This is a genomic window from Mesorhizobium sp. M0030 (genome assembly GCF_040323695.1).
In the GTDB taxonomy this organism is placed as follows: Bacteria; Pseudomonadota; Alphaproteobacteria; order Rhizobiales; family Rhizobiaceae; genus Mesorhizobium.
The window spans coordinates 526,769-539,334 of record NZ_JAMYVE010000001.1; the positions used below are offsets into that span (position 1 = coordinate 526,769).

Annotated in this window: 10 protein-coding genes; 8 read left to right on the plus strand and 2 right to left on the minus strand. The window is 62.9% G+C overall.

Features of this window, described 5'->3' with window-relative positions; translation table 11 throughout:
* Nucleotides 1-82: 82 nt before the first annotated feature.
* The 7 genes from NKJ80_RS02435 (at nucleotide 83) to NKJ80_RS02465 (ending at nucleotide 7,182) form a co-directional block, all read left to right on the plus strand.
* Nucleotides 83-2,398, plus strand: a complete 2,316-nt coding sequence (locus tag NKJ80_RS02435) for a putative bifunctional diguanylate cyclase/phosphodiesterase (protein ID WP_023689230.1) — start codon at nucleotides 83-85, stop codon at nucleotides 2,396-2,398.
* A 167-nt stretch (nucleotides 2,399-2,565) separates the two neighbouring features.
* Nucleotides 2,566-3,336 carry an N-acyl amino acid synthase FeeM domain-containing protein gene (locus NKJ80_RS02440; RefSeq protein ID WP_023683521.1) on the plus strand — a complete coding sequence of 257 codons (771 nt, stop codon included), beginning with the start codon at nucleotides 2,566-2,568 and terminating at the stop codon, nucleotides 3,334-3,336.
* A 99-nt stretch (nucleotides 3,337-3,435) separates the two neighbouring features.
* Nucleotides 3,436-3,585: a DUF3096 domain-containing protein gene (locus tag NKJ80_RS02445; RefSeq protein ID WP_023671341.1), complete on the plus strand. Its 150-nt coding sequence runs from the start codon at nucleotides 3,436-3,438 to the stop codon at nucleotides 3,583-3,585.
* Between the two features lie 164 nt (nucleotides 3,586-3,749).
* Nucleotides 3,750-3,974: an aa3-type cytochrome c oxidase subunit IV gene (locus NKJ80_RS02450; protein ID WP_023671340.1), complete on the plus strand. Its 225-nt coding sequence runs from the start codon at nucleotides 3,750-3,752 to the stop codon at nucleotides 3,972-3,974.
* Nucleotides 3,975-4,075: 101 nt separating this feature from the next.
* Nucleotides 4,076-5,353, plus strand: a complete 1,278-nt coding sequence (locus NKJ80_RS02455; protein ID WP_352496986.1) for a Re/Si-specific NAD(P)(+) transhydrogenase subunit alpha — start codon at nucleotides 4,076-4,078, stop codon at nucleotides 5,351-5,353.
* On the plus strand, nucleotides 5,353-5,778 hold the full coding sequence (locus tag NKJ80_RS02460) for a proton-translocating transhydrogenase family protein (RefSeq protein ID WP_032885960.1): 426 nt from the start codon (nucleotides 5,353-5,355) through the stop codon (nucleotides 5,776-5,778). Before NKJ80_RS02455 ends, NKJ80_RS02460 begins: the two co-directional genes overlap by 1 nt.
* A gap of 6 nt (nucleotides 5,779-5,784) precedes the next feature.
* Nucleotides 5,785-7,182 carry an NAD(P)(+) transhydrogenase (Re/Si-specific) subunit beta gene (locus tag NKJ80_RS02465; RefSeq protein WP_023671337.1) on the plus strand — a complete coding sequence of 466 codons (1,398 nt, stop codon included), beginning with the start codon at nucleotides 5,785-5,787 and terminating at the stop codon, nucleotides 7,180-7,182.
* Nucleotides 7,183-7,274: 92 nt separating this feature from the next.
* Here the strand turns inward: NKJ80_RS02465 and NKJ80_RS02470 are convergent, their stop codons facing one another.
* Nucleotides 7,275-8,192, minus strand: a complete 918-nt coding sequence (locus NKJ80_RS02470; protein WP_352496987.1) for a hypothetical protein — start codon at nucleotides 8,190-8,192, stop codon at nucleotides 7,275-7,277.
* Between the two features lie 331 nt (nucleotides 8,193-8,523).
* Here NKJ80_RS02470 and NKJ80_RS02475 point away from each other — a divergent pair, with 331 nt between their 5' ends.
* On the plus strand, nucleotides 8,524-9,972 hold the full coding sequence (locus tag NKJ80_RS02475; RefSeq protein ID WP_352496988.1) for a hypothetical protein: 1,449 nt from the start codon (nucleotides 8,524-8,526) through the stop codon (nucleotides 9,970-9,972).
* A gap of 36 nt (nucleotides 9,973-10,008) precedes the next feature.
* Here NKJ80_RS02475 and gyrB read toward each other — a convergent pair whose 3' ends face one another.
* Nucleotides 10,009-12,480, minus strand: a complete 2,472-nt coding sequence (gene gyrB, locus NKJ80_RS02480; protein ID WP_023834796.1) for a DNA topoisomerase (ATP-hydrolyzing) subunit B — start codon at nucleotides 12,478-12,480, stop codon at nucleotides 10,009-10,011.
* Nucleotides 12,481-12,566 lie beyond the last annotated feature (86 nt).

Here is a 12,566-nt window from a genome sequence, read left to right on the forward strand (position 1 = left end):
CCGGAAAAACAGGCCCTTCAGCGCGAGCTAAAGGTTTTTTAATGGGACTATGCCAAGGCTGTGGTTCAGTTGGGCGCCAGTAATGGGCAGAACAAAGACCGATAACATCCCTGTGGATGTTTATATCCAGTTTGTGCGCTCGTTGTTCGACAACGCGCATATGCTGGTCATTGGCGCGCTTTGCCACGCAACCGCCAGCCTTATGGTCTATTGGCGCAACGGCCAGCCTGTCTTCCTGGTTCTTGCCGGAGCACTGCTTGGCATCGGCGTTTGGCGGTATTTCAGCTTGCGGCGGTTCCATCGCCTAGGTGGTTCCATCCACGATGCCTTGGATGCGACACGATGGGAGCGCGAATATATCCTGAACGGCAGCATCCAGGGGCTGATGCTGGGCCTGTTCTGCTTCATTTCGATCTATGTCTACTCGGATGCGTATGCCGAGATCGCAGCGCTCGCCATAACGCTTGGCTCTCTGGTCACGGTCGTAGGCCGAAACTACGGCTCGCCCCGCATGGTCACGATCTTCGCGGTAACCTTCGTCGGGCCGATCGCAGCAGCCCTTATCCTCAGGTTTGACATCCCCAGTGTCGTGCTTGGGCTGCTCATCATCCCGTTCATGTTCATCATCAAGGGCAGTGCCGACCATGTGCGCAACGTGCTGTTCTCGGCCGTGGTCGGGCATAAGCAGGCGAGGCAAATCGCGCAGCGCTTCAACCGCGCACTCAACACCATGTCGCATGGCCTGGTCATGCTCGGACCCGACGGCAAGGTCGTGGTCGGCAATGCCGAAGCAGCGCATCTGATGTCGCTGCGCTCGCCCGACCAGCTGCTCGGGCGGTCGATCCATTCGCTGCTCCTGCGCGGCGTTGCGGGCGGCATGCTGGCGCCGAAAGACTGCCGCTATGTCGAAGCGCAGCTGACGCGCGCGTTGCGCGAAGGCCGTGACCGCAAGGTGCTGGTCTCCTTCTCCAATGGCCAGCACTACGAGTTCTCGGCCCGCGAGGGCAATCAGGACCTCGGCGTCATCACCTTCGAGGACGTCACCGCCCGCGTCGAGTCCGAAGAAAAGATCCGCTTCATGGCGCGCTATGACAGCCTCACCGGCCTGCCGAACCGCGCCTATTTCCATGAGCTCGTCGGCGAGGCCATGGCGTCGGGCAGCCGCGACCGGCTGTGCGCGCTGGCGGTGCTCGATCTAGACGATTTCAAGAGCGTCAACGACACACTTGGCCATCCGGTCGGCGATGGGCTGATCTATGCCGTTGCCGAGCGACTGGCGGCCGTCGCCGGGCAAGGCGTCAATGTCAGCCGTTTCGGCGGCGACGAGTTCATGATCTTCTTCGACCGCGTCGAGGATGAAAGCCATCTGACGGGCCTGCTCGACCAGATCTTTGCCGATCTGCAGGGCGAAGTCGATGTCGCTGGTCACAGCCTGCGCATCCAGGCAAGCGCGGGCGCCGTGCTGTCCAGGGTCGAGGACACCGATGTCGACGCCATGATCGTCAAGGCCGATCTGGCGCTCTACAAGGCCAAGGAACTCGGCAAGAACAACTGGCGACTCTTCGAGGCGGCGATGGATGCGGCGTTCCGCAACCGCCAGATGATGAAGGCCGACCTGCGCACGGCTGTGGAAGGCAAGGCCTTGCGGGTGGTCTATCAGCCCATCGTGGCGATGAACACCATGCGCATCGCCAGCTGCGAGGCGCTGTGCCGCTGGGATCATCCCGACCTCGGGCCGGTTTCGCCCAGCGTCTTCATTCCGCTGGCCGAAGAAATGGGCATCATTTCCGAGATCAGCACCTTCGTGCTCGCGGCGGCCTGCGCCGAATGCGCCAAATGGCCCGCACAGACCAGCGTCTCGGTCAACCTTTCGGCCAAGGATTTCCGCAGCCGCGACGTCGTCCAGAAGGTTCGCGACGCGCTTGCCACTTCGGGGCTCGCCGCTGGCCGCCTCGAGATCGAAGTCACCGAAACCGCGCTGCTCGACGACAAATCGCTGACGCGCCAGTATATCGAGGAACTGAAGCAGGTTGGCGTGCGCATCGCGCTCGACGATTTCGGCACCGGCTATTCAAGCCTGAGCTACCTCCACAAGCTGCCGCTAGACAAGATCAAGATCGACCGTTCGTTCCTGATGGACGTGACCCAGAACAAGCGTTCGCTCGACTTGTTGAAGGGCATCGTCGACCTGACCCGCGTGCTCGGGCTGACCGTCACCATCGAAGGTGTGGAAACGTTCGAACAGCTGAAGATCCTGGTGCATTCGGTGAAACCCGACCTCGTCCAGGGCTTCCTCTTCGGCGCAGCTCTCAGCGCGTCCGGCATCGAAACGATGTCCAATGTGACCTGGCCCTTCGCCGCGGAATTGCGGCCCGTCGCCAAACTCGCGACCACATGAAGCCCAACCTTTAAATCGCGCTTGAAAGCCGTCAAAAAAGCTGTGTATTGCCAAAGCGTTAACCTATTGTTAACGTTAATATTCGGTAAACACAGACGATTAGAGTTTCATCTTCTTGTTCATTCGGTCGTCCGGTATGGTTTAGTTGCGACGGCACGAGGGTAACAATGGAAACTCAGCTAGCAGGTATGCCTCTGGTGGCTTCTAGGGCCACCGCTCAGTCTCCTTCGGTGTTTTCTCGTCATATCATGGACGTCCTGGAGCACGTCGAGTATCGACTTTGCGACGGTGCCGAGGATTTGGAAGCCATCTATCGACTTCGCTACAAATCCTACCTTCATGCTGGCATGGTGAAGCCCGATGCCTCGCGTATGGTAAAGGACGACTTCGACGATCTGCGCAATTCCTACCGATTTGGCGTGTTCTTCGATGGTGTTCTGGTCAGCACCATCAGAATCCACTACGCCTGCGCGAAATACCCTGTTTCCCCCAGCACCGCCGTGTTCGGCGACACGCTGGCGCGGCGGCTGGCAGTTGGCGAGACGTTCGTCGATCCAAGCCGTTTCGCTGCCGATATCGAGTGGTCGACCAGCCTGCGCGTGCTGCCCTACGTGACGCTCAGGCTTGCGGTCGTAGCTTGCAGCCACTTCAAACCGACATATTGCCTGACGGCGGTCAAGGAAGAGCATGCCGGCTTCTATCATCGCATCTTCCGTTCCGAGCAGGCGGTGCCCCCGCGCATCTATCCCGGTCTCACCGTTCCCGTGCATCTGTTCCAGTCGAAGTGCTCCGAAAACATGCAGGCGACGCTGGATCGCTTCCCGTTCTTCAACTCCACGGCGTTCGAGCAGCGCATGCTCTTCCAACGCCCCAAGAGCGGCGAACTCGCACCGCTAACCATCCTGCCCACCGCCAAGTTTTTCCGCGAAGCCGCCTGACACCACTGAAGCCTGCGTAATTTGGCACGCGAACTCTGGAGCTTTCCCGCCGCTTCCGCGTTCTGGACGACGCCGACGCGGCCATAGAAAGGAACCGACATGCATATTCCCGAGCTAGCACTGACCCCGCTGATCTCGCTGATTGCCGGCGTGCTGATCCTGGTGATGCCGCGGCTGCTCAACTACATCGTCGCGCTCTATCTGATCGTCATTGGGCTGCTCGGGCTGTTTCCGCATCTAGCCGGTTGAAACGCAAAACCCTCAACGTTCGACGTTAGGCCGGCGACAAGCCCTACCGCCGGCTTTCAACATTCCTTTGAGGCTGTTGTCGCTGGTCGTGCGGCAATAGCGCCATTGCTCTTGGCCCGGCTTTTCGCTATGTGCCTCAAAGATGTCTTCGAAGGGGTATTCCTATGGCTGATCACACGCCGACCGGTCCTGTCGAACTGGGCGCGAAGATGGACTATGCCGAACATGACCGCACCTATCATGGCTTTCTGGCGCTGGCCAAATACGGCTCGCTGTTCTGCGGCGCCCTGCTCCTGGCCATGGCTTTCGGCTTCTTCGCAGGCGGCTTCTTCTCCGCGACCATCCTGTTCGTGCTGATCCTCGCCCTCGGCGCCTTCATTCTCCGATAGTCTCTTCAGACCCTTGCCAGGGGCGTAGCCGGACATCCGGCCGCACTCTTTCGCAAAGCCGCACTCTTGCGCAAACAGGTTCCAGCCGAAAGGATCATGCGGTGGGACAGACGGTTTTCATCCCTCGCGAGCTCGATGCCAGCGAGCCTCGTGTCGCGGCCTCGCCCGATACCGTGAAGCGGCTGGCGGCGCTGGGCTTCGACGTCACCGTCGAGACGGGCGCCGGCACCAGGTCGCGCATTCCCGATGAGGAGTTCGCCAAGGCGGGCGCCGCGATCGGCAAGGCTTCGGATGCGAGCCGGGCGGATGTGGTGCTGAAGGTGCGCCGGCCGACCGACGCCGAGCTGAAGGGCTACAAATCGGGTGCGGCGGTCATCGCCATCATGGATCCCTACGGCAATGATCCCGCGGTCGCGGCGCTTGCCGAGGCTGGGGTCACCGCCTTCTCGATGGAATTCATGCCGCGCATCACCCGCGCCCAGTCGATGGACGTGCTGTCGTCGCAGGCCAATCTCGCCGGCTACCAGGCCGTGATCGACGGCGCATCGGAGTATGACCGCGCGCTGCCGATGATGATGACGGCGGCCGGCACCGTGCCGGCGGCGAAGATCTTCATCATGGGCGTCGGCGTTGCCGGCCTGCAGGCGATCGCCACGGCGCGCCGTCTCGGCGCCGTCGTCACCGCCACCGACGTTCGTCCCGCCGCCAAGGAACAGGTGGCGTCGCTCGGCGCAAAGTTCCTCGCCGTCGAGGACGAGGAGTTCAAGGCGGCCGAGACCGCCGGCGGCTACGCCAAGGAAATGTCGAAGGAGTACCAGGCCAAGCAGGCAGCGCTCACCGCTGAGCACATCGCCAAGCAGGACATCGTCATCACCACGGCGCTGATCCCCGGCCGTCCGGCGCCGAAGCTGGTGTCGGCGGCGATGGTCGCCTCGATGAAGCCGGGCTCGGTGATCGTCGACCTCGCCGTCGAGCGCGGGGGCAATGTCGAAGGCGCAGTTGCAGGCCAGGTGGTGACCACGGCCAATGGCGTGAAAATCGTCGGCCACCTCAACGTGCCCGGCCGCGTCGCCGCATCGGCCTCGCTGCTCTACGCCAGGAACCTGTTCGCCTTCCTCGAGACGCTGGTCGACAAGACCAGCAAGACGCTCGCCATCAACCGCGAAGACGATCTGGTCAAGGCGACGATGCTGACCGACGCTGGCCGCGTGGTGCATCCGGCCTTCGCCAAGGCGGCGGAACAGCCCCATATCGAACCGGCGGCCATTCCGGCCGAGACCATGGTGGCTGATGCCACGCCGAAGAAGGCTGCACCGAAAAAGGCGTCCGACAAAGCCACTGCCGGCAAGTCCGCCGCCAAGCCGAAGAGGATCGCGTGATGGATCAGACCTTGCAGAAAGCCCTCGATCAGCTCGACCAGGCAAGTGCCGCCGTCCGGCTGGCTGTGCAGAACCTGGCCAACGCGCCCGGTGGCGCCGATGCGGCGGGCGATGCCGCGCACGCACTGTCCGGCGGCGCCATCGATCCCTTCGTCTTCCGCTTCGCCATCTTCGTACTTGCGATCTTCGTCGGATACTACGTCGTCTGGTCGGTGACGCCGGCGCTGCACACGCCGCTGATGGCGGTCACCAACGCCATCTCCTCGGTCATCGTCGTCGGCGCGCTGCTGGCCGTCGGCATCTCGGCCTCCGGCATTGCCACCGGCTTCGGCTTCGTCGCGCTGATGCTGGTCTCAGTCAACATCTTTGGCGGCTTCCTGGTCACCCAGCGCATGCTGGCCATGTACAAGAAGAAGGACCGGTAGAGCGCCATGAACGCCAACTTCGCGTCCTTCCTCTACCTGGTCTCTGGCGTCCTGTTCATCATGGCGCTTCGCGGCCTATCTCATCCGACCACCAGCCGCCAAGGCAATCTCTACGGCATGATCGGCATGGGCATTGCCATTGCCACCACGCTGGCGCTGGCGACTCCGTCCGCCGGGCGCTTCGGCCTGATCGTGCTTGGTCTAGCCATCGGCGGCGGCGTCGGCGCCGTTACAGCGCGTCGCATCGCCATGACGTCGATGCCGCAGCTGGTCGCCGCCTTCCACTCGCTGGTCGGCCTTGCCGCCGTCATGGTCGCGGCAGCCGCCATCTACGCGCCGGAAAGTTTCGGCATCGGCACCAATGGCGACATCCACGCCCAGGCGCTGATCGAGATGAGCCTTGGCGTTGCCATCGGCGCCATCACTTTCACCGGCTCCGTCATCGCCTTCCTCAAGCTCGATGGCCGCATGTCGGGCAAGCCGATCATGATCGGCGGCCGTCACATCATCAACGCGGTCCTCGGCATCGCGCTGATCGTGCTGATCGTGCTTCTGGTCACCACCGAGGCCAAGCTGGTGTTCTGGCTCATCGTCGCGGCGTCGCTGGCGCTCGGCGTCCTCTTGATCATCCCGATCGGCGGCGCCGACATGCCGGTCGTCGTCTCGATGCTGAATTCCTATTCCGGCTGGGCGGCGGCCGCACTCGGCTTCACGCTTGGCAATCTGGCGCTGATCATCACCGGCGCTCTGGTCGGCTCGTCCGGCGCCATCCTGTCCTACATCATGTGCAAGGGCATGAACCGGTCGTTCATCTCGGTCATCCTCGGCGGCTTCGGCGGCGAGACCGCGGCGGTTGCCGATGACGGCATCGAACGCACGGTCAAGCAGGGCTCGGCCGACGACGCTGCCTATCTGATGATGAACGCACAGAAGGTCATCATCGTGCCGGGCTACGGCATGGCGGTCGCCCAGGCCCAGCACGCGCTGCGCGAAATGGCCGACAAGCTCAAGGCCAATGGCGTGGATGTCAAATACGCCATCCACCCCGTGGCCGGCCGCATGCCCGGCCACATGAACGTGCTGCTCGCCGAAGCCAATGTTCCCTATGACGAAGTGTTCGAACTGGAAGACATCAACTCCGAGTTCGCGCAGGCCGATGTCGCCTATGTCATCGGCGCCAATGACGTCACCAATCCGTCCGCGCGCGACGACAAGTCGTCGCCGATCTACGGTATGCCGATCCTCGACGTCGACAAGGCCCGCACCTGCCTGTTCGTCAAGCGCTCGCTCGGCTCGGGCTATGCCGGCATCGACAACACGCTGTTCTACAAGGACGGCACCATGATGCTGCTCGGCGACGCCAAGAAGATGACCGAGGAAATCGTCAAGGCCATGGATCACTGATCCCGCCGCAACTTTCCACTGGAAGGTTGTCGGTCCATCATCGGAAACAAAAAAAGCCCGGTTCGACCGGGCTTTTTATGTTGAAGACCGGTTCAGCGGCTGGTCAGGAAAACCGCTTCCTCGTCGTCGCGCTGCCTGCCGCCCAGTGCTGCCGCAGCGCTGGCGATGAAGGCGCCGATAACCAGCGACAGGGCGCCAAGCAGGGCGAAGGTGGCGCTGCCTTTCCGGGCGGCGTCGGCGGCCTGCTTGGCCTTGACCTTGGCGTCCTCGACCCTGGCCACCAGGGCGTCGACACGCGCCTTGGCGTCAGCCTCGGAAAGCCCGGTGTGGGCGGCGACGAGCTGCGACAGATAGGTCTTGTCGTCAGCCGAAATTTCGCCTGCCGCCGCACTGGCGATGAGGATGCGCGAAGCCTGCCCGGCCGCAGCCGCATCGCTGTCCGGATTGGCCGCCGCGAGCCTGGCGGCATCAGCCGGACGGAACAGCGTATCCACGAGATAGGATGTCGCATTGTCGGTCGGTGCGCTGCCGGCATTGGCGGACGCGCCGGCCGAAGCACCCATGGCGGCGCCCGAGGCAACAGTAGAAGCCGCCTGCACGCCTGAACCAAGCACTGCCGACAGCGCCGACCCGAGAATGCCGACGACCAGCAATGTCGCCAGCGCCCAGGCGAGGAGGCCGTGCGCGGTGTCACGGAAATAGACCTCGTCGGTGTGGATGCCGACCCATTTGGTGCGCAGGCGTCCGGCAAGATAGCCACCGACCCCGGAGGACAGCCATTGCACGATGATGAGCCAGATGGCGCCGGACACCGCGAAGGTGGTCAGCGAGGCACTGGCGCCGGACCACGGCGAGACCATGGTCAGCCCCAGCCCCGAACCGAGCAGCATGAGGATGAAGGTCAGCGTCGAGGCCGCGAAGGCGCCGGCGATGATCGGACCCCAGCTGACGGCCGGGGCGGAGGATTCTGTTGAGGCGGATACGTCGACAGCCGATACGGTGGACTGCATCGACGCCTCCTACCGTACGAACAGCATGATGAGAATGATGATCGGGATCGGAATACCGAGCAACCAGAGCAAAATACCGCGTCCCATAAAGAGCCTCCCTGCGAGAAATTGATCGATGTCGTCACAATGTTCCTGAGCGATTTCCGTTCCGAAGGGCAATGAAATGATTTGCTTGCCGGGAACGGAACCATTTTCCGCGCGGCCCGAGGCACGACTGCGAAACTGTGGATTGGTTCACGGAGTTCCACATGGGCTGCCGTGTATTGTTGGCTCGGTGAGCCGGGGGTAGCATGAGCGATCCCGCCGTCGGATGTCGTCAACGGAGACGCTGATGCCCAAGACTGTCGCATCGCTGGCTTACAAAAAGGCGCAGCCCGGCCAGGCGGTGGTGATCGTGCACGGCATGGGCGAGCAGCGGCCGATGGGTACGCTGAGGGGATTCGTCCAGGCGGTCTGGAGCAGCGATCCCACCCGTGCTCCACCCTACGCCCAGATTCCCGATCCGGCCGTTTCCGGCGCCACGATCAACCAGAGCTGGATCACGCCCGACAGCCGGACCAAGTCACACGAGCTGCGCCGCATCACCACGCCCTACGACGTCGATGGCCGCCGTACCGATTTCTACGAGCTTTATTGGGCCGACATCACGCAAGGCACGACGCGCGGCCGGCTGGCCGCCTGGGTTACGAACCTGTTGTGGCGCAAGCCCGCCGACATTCCGCTCGACGCCCGCAAGCTTTACGTCGCCACACTTCTGATCGTTATCGTCATTCTGGGCGCAGCACTCGTGCTGGCAACATCGGTCTGGCAACAGGCCGTTACCTTGACGACCGGCCTGATGATCACCACCCTCGCTTCTTTTGTCATCTGGGCGGTGGATCAGTTCGCCCTGCCCTATTTCGGTGACGTCGCCGCTTATGTGCGCGCCGAGGCGGCGACGATCGAGAAGCGTGCGCTGATCCGCGACCGCGGCCTGACGATGCTCAAGACGCTGATGAAGGACGATGCTTACGACCGCATCGTGCTAGTCTCGCACAGCCTTGGGTCGATCATCGCCTATGATTTGCTGCAGATCCTGTGGGCCGAGTTCCGGCCGCGAAGGCTGGAAGCGGTCCGCGACAAGGCCAAACTGGCGGCGGTCGAGGCCGTCGACAAGGCAACGCTCGGCTCTGATGGGTCAGCGTGGCCAAAGAACCTTGAAGAGCTCGCCGGATTCCGGCGCGGTCAATGGGCGCTCTACCAGCAGCTTCGGACCAAGGACGCCGACCACCCGCTGCCCTGGAAGATCAGCGATTTCGTCACGCTTGGCAGTCCGCTCTCCCACAGCGAGTTCCTGGTGACCTACAATCTCGCGGAATTCAGGCGTGGCCTTGCCGAGCGCCTGTTCTCGGCCTGCCCGCCGATTGCCGATGACGGGCGCGCCGGCGGCACCGTGCTTTACCAGGAAGGACACAGCCAAGCAGGCAAGGCGCAGCGCGCGGTGCATCATGGCGCGGTGTTTGCGGCAACGCGCTGGACGAACGTCTACGACCGCGGCAATGGCTGGGCGACAGGCGATCCGATTTCCGGTCCGATGACGGAAAACTTCGGCCCCGGTGTGGAGAACATCCAGATCGAGCTTCGCAGCTCACTTGGCCGTATCTTCACCCACACGCTTTATTGGTCATCGACGGCAAACGGCGTCGAAATCGCCCTGCCGGCGGGCACCGCGCCGCGCTCGCATCTGCAAGTGCTGCGCGACGCGGTGGACCTTGGTCGGAAGCTGGAGCCAAAGGCCTGACCCGGAGTGGAGCTCCGGCGGCAAGGCGCCCAGCCATCAAATGTCCAGATTGGCAACTGACAGCGCGTTGTCCTGGATGAATTCGCGCCGCGGCTCGACCTCGTCGCCCATCAGCCGCGAGAACAAGCTGTCAGCATCGGTGGCGTCATTCACCTTGACCTGCAGCAGCGAGCGCACATTCGGGTCGAGCGTGGTTTCCCAGAGCTGTTCGGCATTCATCTCGCCGAGGCCCTTGTAGCGCTGCATGGTCAGGCCCTTGCGGCCGGTCGCAAACACCGCGTTGAGCAGCGCCAGCGGCCCCGAAATGACTTCGGAGACATCCTTGCGGCGCAGCACCGGCGGCTCGCCATAGACTTCCATGAGGCGCGGGGCATAGCGGTCGAGCTGGCGTGCGTCGGCCGAATTTATCAGCCCGGCATCGAGCTGCGCGAATTCCTTGACGCTGCGCACCGTGCGTTCGAACACGTAGCCGCCGACGCCCTCATTGGAGGTCGACAGCCGGCCGGTCCAGCCGCGCTCGGTGTCTTCGGCAATGATGTCGAGGCGCTGGGCGACGCGCTCGGCCATGGCGTTGGCGCGGCCGAGATCGTTCAACACGTCGGCATTGAGCGCGCCGGCGATCGCCGCCTGTTCGACCACACCCCTGTTGTAGCGCGTATGCAGCCCGTTGATGAGCTGGCGTACTGCCAGTGCATCGTCGATCGAGCCGCGCAGATCCTGTCCGGCCCGCGCCTCGCCGGAGGCAAGCGTCAGCGACGCCTCTTCCAGCCCGGAGCCGATCAGGAATTCCTCGAAGGCGCTCTCGTCCTTGATGTATTGCGAGCTTTTTCCGCGCGTCACTTTGTAGAGCGGCGGCTGGGCGATGTAGAGATGGCCGCGCTCGATCAGCTCCGGCATCTGGCGGAAGAAGAAGGTGAGCAGCAAGGTCCTGATATGGGCGCCGTCGACGTCGGCGTCGGTCATCAGGATGATCTTGTGGTAGCGCAATTTGTCGGCGTTGAACTCGTCCTTGCCGATCGAGGTGCCGAGCGCGGTGATCAGCGTGCCGATCATCTCGGAGCCGAGCATGCGGTCGAAGCGGGCGCGCTCGACATTGAGGATCTTGCCGCGCAGCGGCAGGATCGCCTGGTTCTGGCGCGAACGGCCGCCCTTGGCGGAGCCGCCGGCCGAGTCACCCTCGACGATGAAGATTTCGGATTTCGCCGGGTCGCGTTCCTGGCAGTCGGCAAGCTTGCCGGGCAGAGAGGTGACGCCGAGCGAGCTTTTGCGGGTGATGTCGCGGGCCTTGCGCGCGGCTTCGCGCGCCGCAGCCGCCTGGATCACCTTGTCGATAACCACCTTGCCCTCGCTGGGGTGTTCTTCCAGCCAGGTGCCGAGCGCCTCGTTGACCAGGCCTTCGACCACGGGCCGCACCTCTGACGAGACCAGCTTGTCCTTGGTCTGCGAGGAGAATTTCGGATCGGGAACCTTGACCGACAGCACCGCCGTCAGGCCTTCGCGGCAGTCGTCGCCGATCAGCGCCACCTTTTCCTTCTTGGTCAGGCCCGACGATTCGCCATAGCCGGTGATCTGGCGCGTCAGCGCGCCGCGGAAGCCGGCCAGATGGGTGCCGCCATCGCGCTGCGGGATGTTGTTGGTGAAGGCCAGCACGTTCTCGTGGTAGCTGTCGTTCCACCACATCGCCACTTCGACGGTAATGCCGTCGCGCTCGGCCTTGATGGCGATCGGCTTGTCGATCAGCGGTTTCTTGACCCGGTCGAGATATTTGACGAACTCTTCCAGGCCGCCATCATAGTGCAGTTCGTGGCGCACGAGATCGGCATGGCGGGCATCGGTCAAGATGATGCGTACGCCGGAATTCAGGAAGGCGAGTTCGCGCAGCCGGTGCTCCAGCGTGCCGAAGTCGAACTCGACCATGGTGAAGGTTTCGGACGACGGAAAGAAGGTGATCTCGGAACCGCTGCGGCCCTCATAGGTGCCGGGCTGCTTGTTCTGCTCATAGCTGCCGGTGGCCTTGAGCGGCGCATCGGCATTGCCATGCGTGAAGCTCATCTCGAAAATCTGGCCGTTGCGGCGGATTTTCAGCTTCAGCCAGGCCGACAACGCGTTGACCACCGAGACGCCGACGCCGTGCAGGCCGCCGGACACCTTGTAGGAATTCTGGTCGAATTTGCCGCCGGCATGCAGCTGCGTCATGATCACTTCGGCCGCCGAAATGCCTTCGCCAGTGTGAATATCGGTCGGAATCCCGCGGCCATTGTCGATAACGGTGACCGAACCGTCGGGATTGAGCGTCACCGTGACGAGATCGGCATGGCCGGCCAGCGCCTCGTCGATGGCGTTGTCGACCACCTCATAGACCATGTGATGCAGGCCCGAGCCGTCGTCGGTATCGCCGATATACATGCCCGGCCGCTTGCGGACAGCGTCCAACCCCTTCAAAACTTTGATGGAATCCGCGCCGTATTCGGCCTCAGCGCCGTTGGCGTTGTCGCTTTGATCGCTCATGAAAACCTGTCTGATTGATGCCGCATGCTCAGCGCGAAAAAATGGCTTCGAATCACGCCGCTTTGATGTCCTAGATATAGGCACAA